The organism is Cryobacterium sp. Hz7 (genome assembly GCF_004402815.1).
GTDB lineage: Bacteria > Actinomycetota > Actinomycetes > Actinomycetales > Microbacteriaceae > Cryobacterium > Cryobacterium sandaracinum.
On the sequence record NZ_SOFB01000011.1, the window covers coordinates 23,078 to 43,142 of the forward strand.

At 63.2% G+C, this 20,065-nt stretch carries 22 protein-coding genes; 13 read left to right on the forward strand and 9 right to left on the reverse strand.

What is annotated here, in order from left to right:
* Positions 1–688: 688 nt before the first annotated feature.
* A complete protein-coding gene (locus tag E3N86_RS02135; RefSeq protein WP_134511240.1) occupies positions 689–1,132 on the reverse strand; it encodes a hypothetical protein in 444 nt (147 codons plus the stop codon).
* Positions 1,133–1,397: 265 nt separating this feature from the next.
* The gene (locus tag E3N86_RS02140; RefSeq protein WP_134511241.1) at positions 1,398–2,129 is read right to left on the reverse strand and encodes a dienelactone hydrolase family protein; all 732 of its coding nucleotides are present in this window, start codon (positions 2,127–2,129) and stop codon (positions 1,398–1,400) included.
* 245 nt (positions 2,130–2,374) lie between these two features.
* Between E3N86_RS02140 and E3N86_RS02145 the strand changes: the two genes are divergently transcribed.
* On the forward strand, positions 2,375–2,908 hold the full coding sequence (locus tag E3N86_RS02145; RefSeq protein WP_134511242.1) for a DUF488 family protein: 534 nt from the start codon (positions 2,375–2,377) through the stop codon (positions 2,906–2,908).
* Positions 2,909–2,988: 80 nt separating this feature from the next.
* The gene (locus E3N86_RS02150; protein ID WP_104099967.1) at positions 2,989–3,198 is read left to right on the forward strand and encodes a DUF2945 domain-containing protein; all 210 of its coding nucleotides are present in this window, start codon (positions 2,989–2,991) and stop codon (positions 3,196–3,198) included.
* A gap of 40 nt (positions 3,199–3,238) precedes the next feature.
* Here E3N86_RS02150 and E3N86_RS02155 read toward each other — a convergent pair whose 3' ends face one another.
* The gene (locus E3N86_RS02155; protein WP_134511243.1) at positions 3,239–3,880 is read right to left on the reverse strand and encodes a DNA-3-methyladenine glycosylase; all 642 of its coding nucleotides are present in this window, start codon (positions 3,878–3,880) and stop codon (positions 3,239–3,241) included.
* 200 nt (positions 3,881–4,080) lie between these two features.
* On the opposite strand from E3N86_RS02155, the gene E3N86_RS17150 reads away from it, so the two are divergent.
* Both E3N86_RS17150 and E3N86_RS02160 read left to right on the forward strand, forming a co-directional pair.
* On the forward strand, positions 4,081–4,281 hold the full coding sequence (locus tag E3N86_RS17150; protein ID WP_134401125.1) for a hypothetical protein: 201 nt from the start codon (positions 4,081–4,083) through the stop codon (positions 4,279–4,281).
* A gap of 822 nt (positions 4,282–5,103) precedes the next feature.
* Positions 5,104–5,559 (forward strand): SRPBCC family protein, encoded by a 456-nt coding sequence (locus tag E3N86_RS02160; RefSeq protein ID WP_104101671.1) that lies wholly within the window; start codon positions 5,104–5,106, stop codon positions 5,557–5,559.
* Between the two features lie 323 nt (positions 5,560–5,882).
* Here the strand turns inward: E3N86_RS02160 and E3N86_RS02165 are convergent, their stop codons facing one another.
* The 5 genes from E3N86_RS02165 to E3N86_RS02185 all read right to left on the reverse strand — a co-directional run bounded on the left by E3N86_RS02165 (position 5,883) and on the right by E3N86_RS02185 (position 10,431).
* A complete protein-coding gene (locus tag E3N86_RS02165; RefSeq protein WP_241985917.1) occupies positions 5,883–7,235 on the reverse strand; it encodes a M1 family metallopeptidase in 1,353 nt (450 codons plus the stop codon).
* A gap of 625 nt (positions 7,236–7,860) precedes the next feature.
* Entirely contained in the window at positions 7,861–8,529 is a 669-nt protein-coding gene (locus E3N86_RS02170; RefSeq protein ID WP_104101668.1) for a GAP family protein, read from the reverse strand.
* Positions 8,526–9,059 carry a TetR/AcrR family transcriptional regulator gene (locus tag E3N86_RS02175; RefSeq protein ID WP_104101666.1) on the reverse strand — a complete coding sequence of 178 codons (534 nt, stop codon included), beginning with the start codon at positions 9,057–9,059 and terminating at the stop codon, positions 8,526–8,528. The genes E3N86_RS02170 and E3N86_RS02175 overlap by 4 nt, the downstream gene beginning before the upstream one ends.
* A 210-nt stretch (positions 9,060–9,269) precedes the next feature.
* Positions 9,270–9,878: a hypothetical protein gene (locus E3N86_RS02180; RefSeq protein ID WP_134373423.1), complete on the reverse strand. Its 609-nt coding sequence runs from the start codon at positions 9,876–9,878 to the stop codon at positions 9,270–9,272.
* A complete protein-coding gene (locus E3N86_RS02185) occupies positions 9,865–10,431 on the reverse strand; it encodes an RNA polymerase sigma factor (protein WP_104101734.1) in 567 nt (188 codons plus the stop codon). Before E3N86_RS02185 ends, E3N86_RS02180 begins: the two co-directional genes overlap by 14 nt.
* 192 nt (positions 10,432–10,623) lie before the next feature.
* Between E3N86_RS02185 and E3N86_RS02190 the strand changes: the two genes are divergently transcribed.
* Positions 10,624–11,475 (forward strand): carbonic anhydrase, encoded by an 852-nt coding sequence (locus E3N86_RS02190; protein ID WP_134373425.1) that lies wholly within the window; start codon positions 10,624–10,626, stop codon positions 11,473–11,475.
* Between the two features lie 269 nt (positions 11,476–11,744).
* Here the strand turns inward: E3N86_RS02190 and E3N86_RS02195 are convergent, their stop codons facing one another.
* Positions 11,745–13,121, reverse strand: a complete 1,377-nt coding sequence (locus E3N86_RS02195; protein ID WP_134373427.1) for a serine hydrolase — start codon at positions 13,119–13,121, stop codon at positions 11,745–11,747.
* Positions 13,122–13,269: 148 nt separating this feature from the next.
* On the opposite strand from E3N86_RS02195, the gene E3N86_RS02200 reads away from it, so the two are divergent.
* The 8 genes from E3N86_RS02200 (at position 13,270) to E3N86_RS02235 (ending at position 20,038) form a co-directional block, all read left to right on the forward strand.
* On the forward strand, positions 13,270–13,887 hold the full coding sequence (locus E3N86_RS02200) for a response regulator transcription factor (RefSeq protein WP_198412859.1): 618 nt from the start codon (positions 13,270–13,272) through the stop codon (positions 13,885–13,887).
* Positions 13,884–15,059, forward strand: coding sequence for a sensor histidine kinase (locus E3N86_RS02205; RefSeq protein WP_104101655.1), 1,176 nt, complete (start codon positions 13,884–13,886; stop codon positions 15,057–15,059). Before E3N86_RS02200 ends, E3N86_RS02205 begins: the two co-directional genes overlap by 4 nt.
* Positions 15,060–15,170: 111 nt before the next feature.
* Complete coding sequence (locus E3N86_RS02210) at positions 15,171–15,821, forward strand: V-type ATP synthase subunit D (protein ID WP_166784976.1); 651 nt, start codon at positions 15,171–15,173, stop codon at positions 15,819–15,821.
* On the forward strand, positions 15,818–16,171 hold the full coding sequence (locus tag E3N86_RS02215) for a hypothetical protein (RefSeq protein ID WP_104101650.1): 354 nt from the start codon (positions 15,818–15,820) through the stop codon (positions 16,169–16,171). The genes E3N86_RS02210 and E3N86_RS02215 overlap by 4 nt, the downstream gene beginning before the upstream one ends.
* A gap of 15 nt (positions 16,172–16,186) precedes the next feature.
* The gene (locus E3N86_RS02220) at positions 16,187–18,109 is read left to right on the forward strand and encodes a V-type ATP synthase subunit I (RefSeq protein WP_166784977.1); all 1,923 of its coding nucleotides are present in this window, start codon (positions 16,187–16,189) and stop codon (positions 18,107–18,109) included.
* A 14-nt stretch (positions 18,110–18,123) separates the two neighbouring features.
* The gene (locus tag E3N86_RS02225) at positions 18,124–18,351 is read left to right on the forward strand and encodes a hypothetical protein (protein WP_198412860.1); all 228 of its coding nucleotides are present in this window, start codon (positions 18,124–18,126) and stop codon (positions 18,349–18,351) included.
* The gene (locus E3N86_RS02230) at positions 18,351–18,944 is read left to right on the forward strand and encodes a V-type ATP synthase subunit E (RefSeq protein ID WP_134511244.1); all 594 of its coding nucleotides are present in this window, start codon (positions 18,351–18,353) and stop codon (positions 18,942–18,944) included. Before E3N86_RS02225 ends, E3N86_RS02230 begins: the two co-directional genes overlap by 1 nt.
* Entirely contained in the window at positions 18,944–20,038 is a 1,095-nt protein-coding gene (locus tag E3N86_RS02235; RefSeq protein WP_134373434.1) for a V-type ATPase subunit, read from the forward strand. The genes E3N86_RS02230 and E3N86_RS02235 overlap by 1 nt, the downstream gene beginning before the upstream one ends.
* Positions 20,039–20,065: the final 27 nt, after the last annotated feature.

Here is a 20,065-nt window from a genome sequence, read left to right on the forward strand (position 1 = left end):
CATAGTCCGTGGTTCATTAGTGTCGAAGCCGCCTGAAAACGTGGTCTGGGCCGACCGGATCGGCTTACGGCTTCCTGCACAACCGGCTGAACACGCAAACCGTGGAAATCCGCGGGTACTCTGCAGCAGTTCCGGGTGGGCGATACCGTCGAGACGACTATCAGTCGTCCTTGGTTCGAGTGGATGCAGTTGCCCATCGCTTACCCATCAAAATCATTCTTGGCCGACCGTAATCGACCAGGTGCAGTTAGTTATAGTGAACCGCCCGGTTCCCTGTAAAAACAGGGGAATCCGCGAGTTTTCCAAGACATTTGGCGAAATCGAAGTTAAGGCCTGAACCATAAAGGGGTCGCAGGTTCAAATCCTGTCAGCCCGACCAAAGGGCCGTTCGCGAAACTCTTCACGAAATGGTCCGGTCGAAACAAAAAGAAATCGCTCCTGAGGCCTCTCGGGAACGATTTCTGGTTGAAGGGGTTCTCGCGTCCGATTTCGGTCGCGATGCTTGAGTTGTCGTCGTGCCATCGGCTGTCCTGCAGCTTTTTAAGCGTTTGCGCGCGCGCCGGATTGTCTCGAATGCTAAGTGTTTTTGCCATCGGAGCGGTATCTGGTCCTGAGCGGGACTGTTAGGTCCGTAGCGGTGGTCCGCCGGTTTCGTCCGATACGAGGTGTTTGAACTTGTCGGGCCGCATCACGCCGGCCGGGTAGGTGTCGGTGTAGGGGTTGTGCCATTCGCGGTCGCGGCGGCGAATCGGGCGGACGACGGGTTCTCCGTGAACGTGTTTTTTGCGTTGTCCCTAATTTTGTCGCTGATGAAAGCGGCGATTTTGCGGAGGTTGAAGTTCGTCAGCAGGATGGCGACGATAATTTGCGCGGCGCCGAATCCGCGCACTCGGCGGCGCCTGGCGGACTCGATGTCCTCAGGCCCGTTGCTTTTGATCTGGTCGTTCAGGGACTCGATGGAGTTGCGAGCATGGTCGTGGAATTCAGCCCATTCCTTCGTGCCGTATTCGAACGCCTCCGCGTTGCGCCGGTTGTTGGCAATGTCAAAGGACACGGAATGCTGGCTGCAGATCTTGTCCGCGAAGTCGGGCAGATCTTCTACGTCGACCGCGGGGCGGATCTTGTCCGTCACGGTCTTGAGCAGTTCTCATAAGGGGCAGGTCACGGTCGGGCTGGCGGCCAGTGCGGGGCAGCGCAGCACGACGCGGCCAGTTGCATCGGGCTTCTCCTTGACGTGGAGTTGGAACGCGGTGCGGCTCTTGATGCGCTCCCGGTTTGTTGCTGTATCGATGATGGGCCATTCCGTCCTCATTGGGCCACGTGCATCGCGTATGGCGCTAGGTGTGATGCGCCGGGTGACCGACGAGCGACACCATTTACGGGACTGGCTGGGTGGTTTAGCGTAGATGGGTTTTTAGGAAGAGGAATGTTCGCTCGAATGCGTCTGTCGTCTCGTCTGCGGCGTGGCGTGGAAGGTCCGGGTCCAGGGCGAAGCCGTGACGGACTTTGGGGTAAACAACCACCGCGGATTGCGTGGTGTTGTGGGTGAGGATTTCGCGCACCTGTTGGAGGTCACGGGCCGGGGTGCTGGCGTCTTCGCCGGCATATATTCCTAACCAGGGTGCCTTAAGCACGCGTACGGCATCGATTCCGCTGAGGATGCCAGGCCAGCGTGGCGAATCCAGGCCGGCACCGTAGAAGGTGACTGCGGCATCGATGTGCAGTGTTGCTGCCGCCCACAATGCGAGGGTGCCTCCCATGGAGAATCCTATTACCGCTACTTTCTGTGCTCCTTGGGCACGGACCCAGGACAAGGCGCTCTCGATGTCAAATGTGAGCCCTTCCCTCGTGAGGGTGTCGTGGTGACGGCGGGCTTGTGTGAATTTCCCATTGGTGACGACGGGGTCTGCGATGCGGTGGTAGAGGTGCGGCGCGGCGGTGATATAGCCGCAGCCGGCTAGGCGGACGACGAGAGCGGTGACCGGTGCGGAGAGGCCCCAGACCTCGTGGAGCACAATGACTCCAGCCCGGGCTACGCCCACCGGCATTGACACTGTCAGTGGGACACCACCAGCCCCTGCAGTTTTATTCGCATGCGAATGGTCGGAACGGGCCGGGATAGATTGCATGCTTTCTTCCGTTCGTTCAGGAATCCAGTGACAGCGGCTTCACCGGAGGTAGCCTCGCCTTGCCCGCGTGAACCGGCGGACTGGAACGAAGAAGCTTCGTCACTGATCAGGTTACCGATGGCTTCAGGACGGCAACAGGGCGATGCCACCTTACGAGGCTGCGCCCTTTATCGCGGAGCCGAGTGTCGGGCGCATAAATCTGACATTTCTGATGCGGGCTTCAGCACGTGCGGTTCAATGGGAGTATGGCTGGAATCTGTGTGTACACGATCGGGCATTCCACTCATCCCATTGATGAGTTCGTTGGAATGTTGAAAGCAAATGGTGTCGAACGACTCATCGACGTTCGCACCGTTCCCGGGTCTCGTCACAACCCACAATTTGGGGAACACGAACTCGACACAAGCATGCCGGAGGCACGTATTGACTATCAGCGACTTCCCGAGCTAGGCGGGTTACGGCATACTCCGGCGGCAGAAGCATCTATCAACGGAGCGTGGCGTAACAGAAGCTTCCGCAACTACGCCGACTACATGCAAACGCCCGAGTTCGTTGCCGGCGTTGACGAGTTGATGGCGCTGACGAAGAAACAGACGGTGGCAATCATGTGTGCCGAGGCCGTGCCCTGGCGTTGTCACCGATCACTGATCGGAGACGCGTTGCTGGCTCGCGGTCTGCAGGTTGCCGACATCATGAGCCTGACCTCGACCAAGCCCCACACCCTCACCAGCTTCGCGAAAGTCGACGGTAACCGCCTCTGGTATCCACCGGAAGAGTGAAACCCGAGGGTGCCAATCCGAAGCATGCTGGCACAGCGAATACATTCGAGAGCATCATTATGGCAGTGGAAGGCATACCAATGACAAAAAAATTCTCAGTTGGCGATCACGTGCGCTGGAACTCCGAGGCCGGCCATGTGCACGGCACCATCGCGAAAATTCATACGATAGACGTGGAATACAAAGGGCACACTCACCGCTGCAGTCCCGATGATCCGCAGTACGAGATCACGAGCGACACGACCGACCACGTGGCGATGCATAAGGGCGAGGCCCTGACGAAAATCTAGCCATTCGTGGCCACCAATGCAGACAAACGGCGAGCCACGGTTACGGGCGGCCTGGTTTGTAGGTTGAGAGGGATGCCGCATCAGCTAACCAGTATCGCCAGGGGAAATTCGTCGCATTGCCGCCGGGTCCGCTGACGCCAACGCGTGGTCCGGTTCGGTGGGGTAACACCAGGCCATCATCCGGAACGAAAAACTTCCACTGTCCGCCAAAAAGATCGTCACCGTCGTTTGCCAGGGTTGCCCCGAAGGTTTGGGCAACGCAGCCTGGGCCCCGCGCCAAACTGCTATTGGGAAGAGGAACTTTTCGTGGTTTGCTTTCTCGACGGCTGCGGGCAATGGCGGCACCTCCCATCACGTCTCCCGCCCTGATGAGACAACCGTATGGCTGTCCTGGTTGTCCGGCGACGAGGTTCAGCGAGTGGTGCATTCCATAGGTGAAGTAGCAGTAGAGGTGCCCGGCGGGACCAAACATTGTCTTGTTCCGATTCGTCTGGCCCCGATAGGCGTGTGCGCCGGGGTCGCGTTCACCCGCGTACGCCTCGACCTCGGTAATTCGAATGGTCACAATGCCGTCGTCATCGGTGCGTTGAAGGATGCAGCCGAGAATTTCGGGTGCGACATTGAGCACCTCGCGGGCAAAGAACTCTCGGTTCGCTAGATGAAATCCGTTCGGCAAAGTCACTTGGTTATCGTATGCATTCCTGGCGAGCAACGCGCGAACGAGCGTTCAGAGCATCTCAGAAGTTGATCTGGTCTTAACGTCACGCGAAATAATTTTTTGAATGAGCAGCGCAAGAGATGCAGCGGCATGAGACGGTGGCGTCGGTTCGTCGTCGTCTCCAACCTCCGCGATTCCTCCAGATCACCGAGATCTCTGTTGCTGTGGCGATTGCCTGGACACCGTTCCCTTTCCTCCCTGGAAACGCTCAGGAATTGCGGTACTACGCGCCGCTGGGCGCACTTCTGAGCATGCACCCAACCCTCATGCGTTCGCTCCGCAGCGCTTTACAAACCCTCGCTGGGCTGGCCTTCGGAATCGCCCTCGCCGGGGCCGTGCTCATCCTGAGCGAGCCCAGCGTTTAGACGATCTGGCTGGTCATCGGCCTCGGCCCCCTTATCGGAGGCATGCGATGGCTTACTGTGGGCGGAGGTCGAGCGGTTGAGCAGTTTTTGAGGCACCCTCGCCACGCACCTCAGCGATATCGGCGTGGCCTTGGTTGGGAGTTTGCCTCCCGAGCGTGAACTCCGGGCGACCAGGGGCAGCGCACTCACGGACGCGGCACGAGACGTCAGGTCGGCTGTGCAACGCGCCGATGAGAGTCGTAAGGGTAACCCTCGCGCTCGTTTCAACCGCAGAAATCTTGTTGTTGACTAGGAGGGCCTCGCGGCCCTGGAGAAGGTCACCTTTCACGTGCGCAACCTGTCCGAGGTTTTTGCGGGCATGATCTGGGGTAAACCGATTCCCCTTGAGCTGCCGCCCGAACTGCCTCCGGTTCTCAGCGATGCCCTGCACGCAGTCGCAGAAACCTTGCGTGCCCCGGACGATGGCCCGCGTGATAGCGCACCCCTTGATGCCGCCGTAGCGGCAGTCGAGGCGATTCTGCACGGCATGCAAGAGTTGGGTGCCGGGGCGACGTCGCTTAGCCCCACGGCCGCGATCGTCATCGATCTGAAGTGCATTTTGGTTGCCCTTCGCCCTGGGACCGAGAGAGATTCTGAAGAGTCTCCCTCGCCCGTCGTTCAGCCCGTCCCATCGCCTGTTCACGCTGCTGAGGTTCCACGCACAGGAACCTTCTCGTTCCCGCGAGTTTTTCCTTACCCGGGTTGACCTTGGATTAGCCTTCGGTACTGTGAATGGGATTGCAGAAACTATTTCATCCGTCGAATTCGCATTAGGAGGTCATCATGCCCAACGCCATCGAGACTGTCGACGTCAACGTTCCCGTTACCGTCGCGTATAACCAGTGGACAAAATTCGAGGAGTTTCCAAAGTTTCTCAGTTTTGTTGAATCCGTCACGCAGGTGACCGACACTCTCACCGAGTGGAAGGTTAAAGTCGGTGGCGTGGAGCGCGAGTTTGAGGCTCGGATAACTGAGCAGCACCCTGACGAGCGTGTTGCCTGGAACAGCACCGGCGGCCAGGTTGACCACGCGGGAGTTGTCACGTTCCATAAGTTGGCCGCGAACGAGACACGGGTGACGGTACAGCTTGATTGGGAGGCGACAGGGCTGCTTGAGAAGGCTGGGGCCGCTCTCGGTATCGACGATCACGCCATTAAAAAAGACCTCAGGAACTTTAAGGAGTTCATCGAGGCGAAGGGAACCTCCGACGGCGGATGGCGCGGAGATGTGAAGGCCTGACGCTGCCGGAAGACCAACCTCGGCAAGCGCTACTGGATAGAGTCGTCGGTCAACCGGATCAGTGAAGGCAAATATAGAGAAATCGCACCTGAGGCTTCTCAGGAACGATTTCTGGTTTGAGTGGATCTTGCGGTTTCGTGTGGCTGCGAGTTCTTCTTCAGCGCCGTAGCTCCGGCTGTTTTTCTGTGTTCACCTGTGTCGGATGGTCTCGAACGCTGTGTGTTTCACTTTGTCCGGGCGCATGAAGTCAGTCGGGCTCGATTGCTCGGGGCACATCGAGCCGTGAACCTTCGGGTTCTCCTTGCCAGGGACTGCGCTGGTGGCTAGGGCATTGCCGGGCGGTCGCCTTCGCGCAACCAGTCGTCGAAGAAAGTCTGGAGTTGCTGGCCTGAGCTCTCTTCCATTACGGCTTCGAAGTCCGCAGTGGTCGCATTCGAGTCGTCGTACTCAGTCAGCCACAAGCGGGCGCCGGCGAAGAACGCGTCGTCACCGATCTTCGCGCGCAATGCGTACAGGGTAGCCGCGCCTCGCAGATAGATCGGATTCGCAAAGAGGCTGTCGCGACCCGGGTCTGCGATGTTGAGTGCCCATCCGTCGTTTGCGTCCAGGTATGCCACCGTGTCGGCGAACTGATTGGAAATTGATGCGGTGCCCTGATGTTCTGCCCAGAGCCACTCGATATAGGTCGCCCAGCCTTCGTTCAGCCAGATGTCCTTCCAATCAGCCGGGGTCACAGAGTTGCCGAACCACTGGTGCCCCAGTTCGTGCACCACTGTGTTTTCGTCCGCGACCTCGGAGTACACCGGGCGGGTCTGAGTCTCCAGGGCGTAGTCGACCGAGTCGTCGTCGACAATGGCGCCGAACGACTCGAACGGGTATCGCCCGAATTGGGCCTCCAGAAAGGTGATCATCTGGGGCTGCAGCGCGAGTGCCGCCGCTGTTTCTGCAAGAGGCGCGCCCGTCACTCCATCGTCGATCGCATTGATGATCGGCAGACCGTCCGGACTCACGTCGCGGGACAAGGCGTAGTCGCCTACGCTCGCCGTCGACAGGTAGCTGGACATCGGGTCGGATGCCCGCCACGTCCATGTTGTCCAGCCGGCCTTTGTCTTGGGCGCCCCGGCGGGCAGCCCGTTTGCCACAGCTGTCTTACCGGCCGGCACCGTGATGCGGAACCTGTAAGTTGCCTTGTCTTCCGGGTCGTCGTTCACGGGGTACCAGGTCGCCGCTCCATCGGGCTCGTTGACCACCATCGCGCCATCAGCAGTGGTGACCCACCCGTAAAGGGCCCCGGTGGTGTCTAGTGGCCGCCCGGTGATCCCGCCATATTCAATGACAATGGTCGTCGTCTGTCCTGCTTCGAGCTTCGGCCGCAGCTCAACGGTGAGTTCCCAGTATCGGTTTGCATTGTCCTGCTCCTGTGACCACTCGGCGCTGTCTTTGCCTTGCGCTTTCCCGTGTGCCGCCGCCTTGCCGTCCACCCGGACCGACGAAACGTCGAGGCCGCGTAAGTCGAAGTTAAGCGACTGCAGATCCTGCTTCGCGCGGAGTGTGATGGTCGCGACGCCGCTGAGGCGGCCTGTGAGGACCGTGGGTTCCGTCGGCGGCGTGTAGCGAAGGGCAAGGTCGTAGTGCTGGACGTCGTACCCGCCGTTGCCGGCGTTGGGGAAGTACACGTCACCGCTTCCGGCCGCGCCGGCCGTAGAGCGCGCCCCGTCCTTCCCAAGGGAGACCTGCGCCGTCTCACTGAATGCGCCAGACGCGACCGTTGTCGGCACGATTGCGACCGCTGGAGCTAACCTCGCCCTGGCGTCGGACGCGTTGGGGGTTACTGCTGTTCCGGTTCCGCAGGCGGCCAAAGCGAACACGGATAACCCCGCGAGTGCGACGGTTGTGAGCCTTCTCAATGAATCCAAGGGACATCCCCTTTGTTGGCAGTGAGGTCGAATATGGACTGGCTGGACTGGAGAAAAGCGTGAAGACGACGGTTAAATTCAGGGAATCCACAATTTAGTGCCCATCTCCGGCAACATCAACCGCGCTCATGGAATTGGCGCAGCAAGCACAGTGCACCCGGCGTCGTTGCTCCCGCGAGTGGATGTCCGTGGGACTGTGACGCGGGCTCTTCGCGTTGGTTGCCTACGTCGGTGAGTATGCGACTTGAGTCGGCGGCCACTTCCATGCGGTTACGGCAATGGCGATGAGAAGTACCACTTCGATGAAGCTACCGAGGAGGTAGTGGACCCATGCGTCGCGAATGGCCAGACAGGATGAAGACCCAGAAAGAAGGGGCGGACGATGTTAGCTGAGAGCCCAGAGAGGCAGAGTCCCGACGAAGAGACCAAGGGTCATGAGCGCGATCGCCGCCGGATGTGACGCTGGGACGTCTCCGGTTCCGAGTCTGTTGGTGATGCGGGCCAGGAGCGCATGGGTTCGTTGGCGAGAGAGCAGGCCGATGACTAGGAGCGTTAGGCAGGGTAGGCAGTAGATGACCGTATACCCGGCCAGCACCAGGAGCGCTTCACCTGTGCTGGCTTGCGCGTCGAGGAGCCTTTCGATAGCGATGAAGTAGGGGAACGCGTTGGGCAGATCGGCGGCCGTGAGTAGTGCGCCAAAAGGGAATGCAGTCCACGGGGTAAACCACGTGGGCAGTTCGATGGGTTTGCGGGGTCGGGTTCGGAAGCGTCGAACGCCAGCGATAACCACCGCGGCTCCCGCTGCCCCGAAGGCGACATAGCGCAGCGCGAGCACAATGCCGCCGACGGCGCCTGCGGCTGCGCTAGCGCCGAGAAACAGTGCTGCACCCGCCACGAACACGGTTGTGGCCGCGCCGAGAATGGTCACCAGTGCCGTTAGTCCGGGCCGACTGGGTGCAACAAGCAGGATGAGTGTGACGGCGACGATGGTCGCAGGATTGAAGGCGTCGAGGGCCGCTAGGCCGGCAATCGCGCCCAGTAGCGCTCCACTCATTGTCTGGACGCACCACCGGGTCGAGGGATCAGGGCGTCGAGGAGTGCGTCGAGTTGTGCGGGGGTGGGGGCAGGCTCGATGCCGGCGATCACGTTGGCTGCGAGTCCGTCACCGACGAGGCGGATCACCCGCGCGCGTGTGACGTCGCCCGTTTCCTTCTGAATCATGGCCTCCCACCGAGAGCCGGCTTCCTGCGCGGCGGTAGCGACGTCATCACCCGGCGACTCGACCGCCCGGTGCGCGACCGCTAAAGCTCGGAACAGAGCCACGTCATCACCCGTCGGCACGGAAAGCCTGAGCCAGGCTTCCGCCGCCCGGCCCTCCATCGACGCCGCAAGCATCGCTACGTCGAGCTCCTCCAACGCCCCGATGGCCAAGCCCTGAACAAGAGCCGCGCGCGAAGGAAAATGATGGATCAGTCCGCCCTTCGACACCCCCGCAGCACTCGCGGTGCTGTTCAAGGACGGCACAACACCGCGCTCGAGAGTGAGGTTTCGGGCTGCGCTGAGAATAAGTGACCGACGATCCATGGGACCATCCTAGATGCAAACCGACCGGCCGGTCGGACATCGTTGTTGATCGGCCAGGAGATTATCCCGGCGCAGCAGTGAGTTACTGTCGCATCCGGCAAACTCGTTTTCTTCCGGGGCACGACACAACGGTCTCACTGACCGCCGCGGGGTCCGAAACCAGATGTGACGATTCCGGCACCGGTCCCGTCATCCGCTCGCGGGCGTGGATCAGCCAGGGAACGCTGCGTCGTAGACCGCGCGAAGCTCAGCGCTGTCGGCCCCGGTGACGCCGCAGCCGGTGATCGTTCCATCGACTGCGCCGACGAGGTAGCTCTGGCCGACCACGAAGGGCACGCCCGAGAAGTCGGAGGTCATCGCGTCGACCTGCGTTACCTCCACGCGGTCGGCGACGTCGCCAGCGAAGCGCTCCCTGACCTCCAGCAGAACGGTGTCGCCCTGGATCTGCAGCACCGTCGCGGCGAACGCCTGCTCCTGCGCCGCGACGGTCGCCGGCTCGAGCCTGAGGCAGCTGCCGCTCGCGAGGCCTCCGTCCATGGGAGGCTGCAACGCCTCGACGGTGGGCTCCGGACCGACGACGACGAGGGGCACGACGATTGCGGCGGCGATGGCGAGGCCGGAGGCGATGCCGACCACCGGCATCCACCGCCGCAAGGCGCGTCGCGGCGCCGTGGGGGTGACGGTCGTGGTGATAGGGGATTGGTCGGTCATGATCTGCTCCATTCTGTGGTCGAGCCAAGTCGGCGAGGCAGGGGGCAGCGTGCGGGCCGGATCGGCGGCACGCAGCTGATCGCGCAGCGCACGGTCATCGTCGTGCATCTTCGCTCCCTTCGTCGTACGGTACATGTCCGGTCGGGTCGCCGGATTTCAGTAGCTCCTGCTTGAGGCGAGCCTTCGCACGGTGTAGGCGGATCGCCGCTGCGTTCGCGCTGATGCCGAGCACGACGGCAATCTGCGGGCTTTTCAGCTCGTCCCATGCCCACAGCCGCAGGATCTCCGCGTCGTTTCGACGCAGGCCGGCGAGGGCGGTGGTCACGCGGGCCGTCTTGGCGGCGCCATCGACGGTGGATGCTGCGGGGTTCTCGTCCGCAGCGGCCGGCGGCGGGTCGATGGCAATGATGCGGCCGATGAGACGGATGCGCCGGCGCTCGGCGCGTTGAGCGTTGCTGAGGCACTGTCGAGCGACGACGATCGCCCAGGGAAGTGCGTCGTCGGGCACCTCGTCGAGGCGGCGCCAGCACACCAGCAGAGTGTCGCCGATCACGTCGTCGGCCGTCGCGGCGTCGGTGCGGCGGTGCAGATAGCGGCGCACAGGGTCGACGACGAGCACGGCGAGGTTATGCATCCGCTTCTCGCGATCGGTGTCGGTCACAACTCTCATACTGAGGGATGTCCGGCAGGGGCGTGGGGATTTCAGGCGAGGTGCTTTCGCACTGCATGAGATCGGCGGTGACCGTAGACCGGGTGCAGCGAGAGGATAATTCGGGAAAGCAGCTCTGTCACAAGAGTGGTCACGCCACATGTTCGGTGTGGCGTTTTTCTATGCCGTTTTCCAGGAGTTCCCATGTCCGCACGACCCTGGCTCATCACCTCAGCTCTCATGGTGGCCGCGATCACCCTTGTCGGCTGCGCCCAGCCCGCGCCGGAGTCGAGCAAGCCACCGGTGGCGGAGCCGGCGGGATGGTCTTGCGACGGCGCGAGCGGACCGGCATCGTGGGCGGAGGTGGACCCCGGCTTCGCGGCCTGCGGCGCGGGCACCGCCCAGTCCCCGATCGACCTGCCCGCGACCATGCCCGCACCGAGCTCGGTCATCCAGCTGAGCGCGGAGGACGCGGAGGCCGATGTGTTCGACACCGGGCACGCGGTGGAGTTCGAGGCCGACGGCGAGGGCGAGACCCTGACTTTCGCCGGCGACGAGTACAGTCTGCAGCAGATGCACGCCCACGTGCCGTCGGAGCACACCGTGAACGGCCAGCCGGCGGCGGCCGAGCTGCACCTGGTGCACGCGGATGCGGCTGGCAATCCACTGGTGCTGGGCATCCTCGTGGCCGAGGGGCAAACATCCGGCGTCCTGGCGCCGTTCATCGACAGGGCCACGCATATGGCTGACGACGAGGACGTGACAATGGATATCGCGGCCGTGCTGCCGCGGACGCTGGACAACTACGAGTACTCGGGCAGTCTGACCACACCGCCGTGCACCGAGGATGTGCAGTGGGTCGTGACGAGCACGCCGATCTCGATGTCGGCGGAGCAGATCGGCACACTTGAAGGCACACAGTCACAACGCACGGCCGGCGCAGCCGCTGGGGGACCGGGATGTGGTTGGCGGATCCGCGAAGCTCGGGATCGAGGGGTAGCGGCCGGGTCGTTCCGGGCCAGCGCGCCGGGGCTTCCGGGCCCCGGAACCCATTAGTGGCGATTGTGGGCAGGCTGAAGTTCGCCACCAGCAAGGCTTCGCTGGAAGGCCTCGCATCTGCCGCCAAAGTCCGATGGAACTCGACACTGCTAGGTTTGCGGCATGGACGAAATTTCAGTCCGCGACGAAATCGTCTATGTCTGTGATCCAGTCCTTCGCGCCTATCTGCGCGGATTAATACCGAACGCCGTGTAGTTGGCCGTGTCTCCTCGCGATCGCCATCATGCGAGGCACGTTCAGGCACGGAACCACGGGGATCTGCACAGCTACCGGCTGACTAGGTGAGTCCGCGGAAGCTCCCCGAACGCGACGCTCTGATCGACATCCAGGGTCAACGCGTCATCCCGAAACTCGAGCGTGTACGTGCGCGAGAACGGCGTGCCCACGTTGTGCGCCCGCACGACCAGAGTGCTGGGGGAGACCCACGCGCCGCTCGCCAGTACCCGGGCATCGGCGGATGCCACCCATTCGCCGTGGCCGAAGGCTAGCCGCTGGCCCACGCCGCCACGGATGATCGTGAGCAGTCCCGGCTCGAAAGTTACCGCGGTCACGTCCGCATCGTCGAAGTCGAAGCGGACGCCCGCCACCCGCGCCGCCGTCTGTGACGTGGGTTCGCCCACGACGGTCGGCAGGGTGAGGCCCGCCAGCTTTCCGGCAAGACCACTCGGTATCTCTGCGAGCGGCTGGTCGGTGAAAGCGGGCAGCAGGTGTTCCCAGACGAGATCGAGCGCGCGCTGCGCGGTCGGGAGCGCCGCAGTCAGCACGACCACGGCATCCGTTTCTGGAAGCACGAGGCAGACCTGACCGAACGCTCCGTCAGCGCGGTAACCGGTCGGCCGGTTCCGCCAGAACTGGTAGCCGTAGCCCTGACGGCCGTCGACGTCGTGCTCGGTGCCCGACGTGTCCACCTGCACCCGGGTGGCCTCGTCGATCCACTCCGCCGGCACGAGTCGCGTGCCGTTCCATTCGCCGCGTTGCAGCAGCAGCTGGCCGAAGGTCGCGAGCTGCTCGGTCGTGAGGGAGAGCCCCCAGCCGCCGGCGTCGATGCCGCGCGGGCAGGACTCCCACGTGGCGCCGATGATGCCGAGCGGGTCGAACAGTCGCGGGGTGAGGTAGTCGAACAGGCGCTCTCCGGTGAGCCGCTGCAGGATCGCCGAGAGCAGGTAGCTCGCGCCGCTGTTGTAGACGTAGTGGGTGCCCGGCGCGAACTCGAGGGGCTGGGCCAGGATGGTGCGCGCCCAGTTGTCACCGTGCGAGTCGTCGGCGAGCGACACCGTGTCGGTGGGATGCCCCGTGGTCATGGTGAGCAGATGGCGCACAGTCAGCGCGGCCAGGTGCGGGTGGATCTGCTTGGGCAGGTCGTCTGGTAGCAGGTCGACGACGAGGTCGTCGAGCGTGAGCCGGCCCTCGCCGATGGCGAGCCCGACGGCGATCGAGGTGAAGCTCTTGCTCACCGAGAACATGAGGTGCGGATGCTGCGCCGCGAAGGGATACCACCAGCCCTCCGCAATGACGCAACCGTGTCGAACGACCATGAGGCTGTGCAGGCTCTCGAGCTGCGCCTCCGCCGCGGCGATGAAATCGAGAATGGCGGCGGAGGAGATTCCCTCGGCCTCGTTGGTGCTGCGGGGGAGCGGGTTCATGGTTCAATTGTGCCGGGTCGAGCAAATGCCGGCACTCGAGTCGTCGCCGGCGGCCACCTTTCGGGTCCGATGCTGTCTGAACCGCCCGATTTCAGCCCACGGAGGCTAAACTTTTTGCATGCGAACCGTAGGTCCTCGAGTTCGAATCGTGGTGGCCGATGATCATCCACTGTTTCGGCGTGCGCTGGAGCAGACGATCAGGGACCAGGGTGATTTCCAGCTTGTCGGCCAGGCCTCGGATGGTGGCGAGGCGATGGAGTTGATACGCGAGCTGGCCCCGAATGTCGCAGTTCTCGATGTCAGAATGCCCGTTTTGGATGGCCTCCAGGTGGTCAATGCTGTGTGTCGCGATGGGCTCTCGACCCGGGTGATCCTCCTTTCGGCCTACGTCGACGGATCAGTGGCCTTCGACGCTGTGGCCGTGGGTGCCAGTGCCTACCTCTCCAAGAGCGTCGATCCACAACTTCTCACGGACACGATCCGCGCCGTGAGCCGGGGCGAGACAGTGCTCGGTTCGGAAGTGCAAGCTTCTCTGGCAGCCGAAATCCGTCTCCGGGGAGCACAGGAGCGCCCCACGCTGTCCAAGCGTGAACTGGAGATCCTCGTGCACGTCGCTGAGGGTCGATCCGCACCGCAGATTGCACAACTCCTCTTTCTGTCCACGCCGACGATCAAGAGTCATCTTCAGGGACTGTACGAGAAGCTCGGGGTCTCGGATCGAGCCGCAGCCGTTGCGGAGGGGATGCGGCGCAGGCTGTTGGAATGACGTCGCGACCCCGGTTGATGTCTCGCCAGAGCGGAGCTTTCGCCGTCATCCGACTGGCTGCGGTGCCGGTATTCCTTCTGGCCGAGCGGCTGGTCGAACATCCCGAGGCCAATCAAGCCCTGTTCACCCCATTGCTGGCGTTGGCGGCCCTTTACGCTGTTGCCGCCATGGTCTCGGAGGTGTGTGGACGGCCGCTCAGCACGCCGGCTGTTCTCGTCGCAGTCGACATTGTCTTGATCGCAGCTCTTGTGGCGACCTCCGGAGGTCCGTTTTCCCAGCTTCGCTACGCATTCTTCCTGTTACCCCTTGGTGCGGCGCTGCTCGTGAGCCCCCGTCTGACGGCCGCGTTCTCGGCGGCTGGATTGTCACTGTATGCCCTCATCGCCGTAACCTATCCGGAATTTGCCCAGGTCCCGAGGGATGCCGTCGGTTTCGAAATCACGCAGATTCTCTTTCTAGCCTGGACCGGCTCCGCTGCAAGCGTTCTGTCGGCGATTCTGGCGCGCCGAACGCGTGAAGTGTCTGAGCTTCTGGCGGTCCGCGGCCGTCTTGTGGCGCAAGCCCTGGATGCGGAAGACCAGGCGCGAAGACTATTGGCGACGTCGCTGCACGACCACGCACTTCAGAATCTTCTCGCCGCCCGCCACCTCCTGGCGTCTGAGGGGCGTGACAATGCAGCTTTGATCGGTGAGGGGCTGGACCGCGGAATCTCTCAAATACGGGAGGCCGTCTTCGACCTCCACCCGTATCTTCTCGAACCAGTCGGACTGCGTGGTGCCATTCACGCCATCGCCGCACGTGCGGGCGATCGCGGGGGATTCGACGCTTCCGTCGAGGTCGAGGCAGCGGCGAGCGGCGTGCACGATCAGTTATTGTTCGCAATCGCCCGCGAGCTGGTCGCCAACTGCGTCAAACACGCTCACGCCACGTCCATGTCGATTTCCATCCGAAGATTGGCCGACACGGTCGAGCTGATCGTGGTCGACGATGGAGTGGGAATCGATTCGAGCGAGGTCGAGCGGGCTCCCTTGAATGGGCATATCGGCCTTGCCTCCAGCGCCGAGCGCGCCGTGGCGATCGGCGGAACCTTCGAATACGGCGCCGGAACAGACGGCCGAGGTACGCGGGTCCGTGTGTGCCTGCCGATGCCGGCGCGTTCCAGAGCGGCCTGATCAGAGCTCTGCACAGTCGATCGGATGACCTCCGATCGGCTCCAGCGTCTACCTGAGGTTTCATCCGGTCGTGTCTCGAGTGGCCGACGTCCACACCGCAAGACTGACTGCATGGAACATGTGAGTGCAACGCGCAGCGAGCTTTTGGCACGACGCGGCCAGATCAAACTCGCCGTGCAGGGCAGGGACCTTCTCAGTGAGAAGCGTGCGGCCCTGATGCGAGAGTTTCAGCGACTCGGGACATCCGTTCTCGAGGCAATGCGCGAGTTCGAGCGCGGCGCGGGAGTCGCTCGCCGGTCGCTGGGAGAGGCCCTGGCTCTTGACGGACCGGAGTATGTCGGATCCGCCGCGATTGCCGCGTCGGCAAGCATCGGTGTTGAGCTCACCGCTCGCTCCGTGGCCGGGGTCCGGATCGCTGAACTGTCCCACGACCCGGTGGCGCGGTCGAGCATGGCCCGCGGTTACGGGCTGCCATTCTCCTCGGCGCGAGTCGATGTCGCCGGCGACGCGTTCGAGCGTCAACTTGACCGGCTCCTGGATCTCGCGGCGGTCGAACTCACTCTGCGTCGCCTGGCCGAAGAGATCGCCAGCACGACCCGGCGCGTGAGCGCACTGGAGAACGTCGTGGTACCCCGACTCGAAGGCGAACGTGACTTCATCGCCCTGGTTCTCGACGAACGCGAGCTGGAGGACCGGGTCCGCCTGATGCGCGCGAAGAGTATGCGGATGAATGAGCCGGACGAAATGGCGGTTGTCGCGTGACCACCCGAGGTGTGCAGAAAATGCCGGGAGCGATCAACGCCATCCGCGACTTGGAGCGTACGCTCTCGGACACCGTGAAGCACCGCGCCTTTGCAGCTGAGAGCCGTCAGGACGCCCGGCGGGAGGCTGATCGCCTCATTGCCGAAGCCCAAGACCGTGGTTCGCGTGCCGCGGAGCGCGCCCGCGAGGAAGTGAGTTCAGCCAGCGAGCTCGAGACCGGGTCGATCCGAGCGGAAGCGGACGCCGAGATCGCTGCACTGCACCTGTGGCTGACCACCGAGCGAGCCGCCCTGCTCGCCGAGATGCGGGCAGTAGCCGCTCCCGAGACTTTCGACCGTTCGGATGCCTAGCCGATGCTGATCCCCATGGCCAAGTTGCAAATCGCGGGCCGTCGCGAAGAACTGAGCGCGGTTCTCGAAGGTATCTACCGTCTCCAGGGCATGCAATTGGTCGACGTTGCCCGCGATCCGGCGCTCGATGTCGATGCCGCCGGTTTGAATGACGCCAACTCCCTCACGCAGGCGCGTCTTGAACTCCTCGTCGCCCGCCTCGACGCACTGCTCTCACTCGTCGGCAGCGATGATCGAGGTGACTCTCGTCTCCGTGGGGACCCGGATCCCGTCAGCGGTGCTGTCGACCTGGCCGACGTCGAGGCCGAGCTCGACCGCATCAGCATTCTGGTACAGGGAGCCGCCCAACATCTTGATTCGCTCACGGATGAGCTGGCGGTGCTGCCCAGGTACCTGCACCCGCTGGAGCAACTGGCGAGACTGGTGCCAGAGCTTGCGGCCCTCCCCGAATACGAGTTACAGAAACTCGGGCTGGACACCGCGGCTCTGGTACTGAATACGTCGGATGACACATTGGTCGACACGTTACGGCGCGAACTGACCGAGGTGTTCGGAGTGCGCTTCGATCTCACCTCGGCCCGGGTCGGCACGGATGCGATCGGCTGTTTGCTCGTCTTCTCACACAGCGACAGCGCACGCCTGCACGCCCTCCTGGGGCAGGAACACGTTCGGCACCTGCCCCTCCCAAGCGCCTACTCCGGGCAGTCTCTCTTCGGAGCTCTGGCAGGGATGCGTACGCGGCTGGATGCCCTTCCGCGGGAGCTCGCTGACGCGCATCAGGTGCTGGAGGAGCTCATCGGCCCGCACGTGGAGGCATGGCACGTCACGCTTGCGGGCGCTCGCGCGGAACTCGAACAACTCGCCGCCGCCGCCAGGGCCGGGGTAACCGACCGCGCATTCGCCGTCGTCGGCTGGGTTCCGCGCCCACACGTGGCTCGTTTCCACGAGGCACTCGCCGCTCTCTCGATGGGTCCGCTCGCAATCGAGGAACTACCTCACGACGAACGTGCCCACAGCACACCGGTGCTGATGAAGGAGCGCCGGGTGGCGCGCCCGTTCGGACTTCTGACCCGCTTTTTGGACAACCCCCGTGCCGCCAGTCTGGACCCCACCGGGCTGATGGCGCTTTTCCTGCCGTTGATGTTCGGCGTGATGGTCGGCGATGTGGTGTACGGCACGGCTCTTCTTCTCGTCGGCCTCTGGGCTCGCCGGAAATTTGGCAGGATTTCCCCCGGTATCGCCGACTTGTGCAGCGTTCTGGTGTTCGGTGCGATCTGGGCGATCATCTTCGGTTTCCTCTTCGGAGAGGCTTTGGGCAATCTCGGTAAAAACCTCTTCGGTGACTTCTCGCTGTGGTTCTACCGCGGCGACGCAAACGCATTGCAGCCGCTCCTGCTGTTCGCACTGGCGATCGGGGCTGCGCACGTACTGCTCGGCGTTGTCCTCGGCATGTGGCAATCGTGGCGGGACCGCGCGCACCGTCACCTTCTCGATCGGGTGGGAACGTTCGCTTTCCTGTGCGGGATGTTGGGTCTGGCCGGTTTTGCGGCAGGCGCCCTGCCGCCGGGATTCATGTCGCCGGCAATAGCCCTGACCGTGGTCGGCCTGGTCCTCGTGATGTCGCTCCACGGCACTCTCGGGCTGATGATGGCGCCGCTGGAGCTGCTCGGCGCGATTGGGAACATCCTCTCCTATCTGCGGCTGGCCGCCGTCGGCCTTGCGTCGGTATACCTCGCCATCGTCGCCAACGAGCTCGCCACCGTGGGCCCGCTCTGGCTCGGCATCATCGTCGCGACGTTCTTTCACGTACTCAACCTCGCTCTCGCAGGTTTCAGCCCCATGATCCAAGCGCTACGACTTCATTACGTCGAGTTCTTCTCGAAGTTCTTTATTGGCGGCGGTCAAGCCTTCATCCCGTTCGGAAAATCACACTCATAACCCAGGAGAAAAAAATGGACATTGGAATCGGACTCATCGCAATCGGCGCGGCCCTCGCAGTAGGCATCTCGGCGCTGGCAACCGGGCTGGCTCAAGCCCGAATCGGCGCGGCAGCCATGGGTGCCATCGCCGAGAAGCCGGAACTCGCCGGCAGGGCCATTCTGCTGGTCGCGATCCCGGAGACCCTGGTCATCCTTGGTTTCGCCGTGGCTGCTATGGCGATCCTCCTGCTGCCGGCCTGATGCCGCTCACAGACCTGCTTCAGGCCATCCAGGCCGAAGCCGACGACGAGATCGCGGCGGACCTGCGAGCGCTGCGAGCTGAGGCGGACGCCACGGTCGCTGAGGCTTCCATCAGGGCGCACGCGCTTGAGCGTGAGCTCGAACGGCGGGCCACGGCCGAATCCCAGGTCGATGCCGGCCGGCGAATAGCAGCCGCCCGTCTTGCCGCCGTCCGCCAAGTCCGTCTTGCTCGCGAAGAGGCCTATCTCGCGCTGCGGGCGGACCTCGCGGAGGAATTGAGGTCAGCCCGGCACTCACCGGCGTACCCGCGGCTATTGGGCGAGCTCATCCAGGGTGCGATCGCGGCACTCCCTGGCACCGTGCTGATCCGGGTGGATCCCCGCGATGCGATCACTGCTCAGGAGCTGCTGGCGAGCACCGTTCCCCCCGTGACGCTTGAAGCGTCACTATCGACCTGGGGTGGGATCCACGCGGTCGATCCCGATGGCCGCACTGTGATCAACACTCTGGAACAGCGCCTGGTCGATGCCGAACCCTGCCTTCGGATGCTCTATGCACGAACCATCGTCACTGCGGGAAGCGAAAGCAGCTGATGGCGATCCTGCGGGTGCGTCCCCGCTTCGAGTACGGAAACACCCGGCTCCGGGTCCGGCGGCTTGATCGCATGGGGGAGAAGCAGCTCTCCGAACTGATGGGACGCGACGTCGACGGCCTTCTGGGTGCGCTCGCCTCGACGGCGCTCCGAGCCGAGGCCGAAGCTGCACTTGCCCGCGGCGGCGGCGTGCGGCTTTTGAACGCCGCACTTCGAGGGCACGAAGCCCGCGAACTCGAGTCGATGCGCGGGTTCTACAGTGAAACTGCGCTACACCTGGTCGACCTCCTGCTGGCCCGATTCGACTTACACAATCTGCTCGTGCTGCTGCGTGGTGCTCTGCGAAGCGCAGACGAAGAGCAGGTGCTCGACGAGATCATCCCCGTGGGCGCCTTCACCGACCTCCTGGTCCGTGAAATGGTTCGCCAACACGAGCCGGCTGCTGTTGTCTCGCTGCTGGCGGGCTGGGAGCTGCCCGACGTCGTCACAGCGCGCGCCACCGTGGACGCCTTTGCCACCTACGAACGTGATGGCAACCTCGGCCAATTTGAGAGCACAATCACTGCAGCCCACACGGGATGGGTTGTCGGCGAACTTGATGACCTTGGCAGAGAGGCCGTCGACCTCCGCGCCTCGCTTGCGCGCAGCGTCGACGAAACCAACGTGATCGCGCTGCTGCGACTTCGTTCCGCACTGTCCCGTCGCGAAATGTCCAAGCTGCCCGACGTCGCACCCTGGCTACCCGGTGGCGGAATCGTCACCTCCACACTGGAATCGGCGTTGAGGCAGGCCGAAGACACCGAGGCTGCTGCACTTCTTTCCGCGTCGGCCCGCTACCTTGACAGCCCGCTTGAGGCCTGGTCGCGCGACGGCGACGTCGCGAGGACTCAGCGCGCTTTGGAGCAGCAGCGGGTGCTGAACGAGATCTCGCTGTTTCGCCGCGGAGATCCCTCGGGTATCGCCATTCCGATCGCTTACGTCGCCGAGTTGGCACTGGAGACGCGGAATCTCCGGGTGTTGGCCCAGGGCGCTGCTCTGGGGACTTCTCCGGGTGACCTCGATGGGCAGCTTCTCTTGCCGAAGGCCCGACGATGATGAGCGTGACAGCGGATGCGCGTTCTC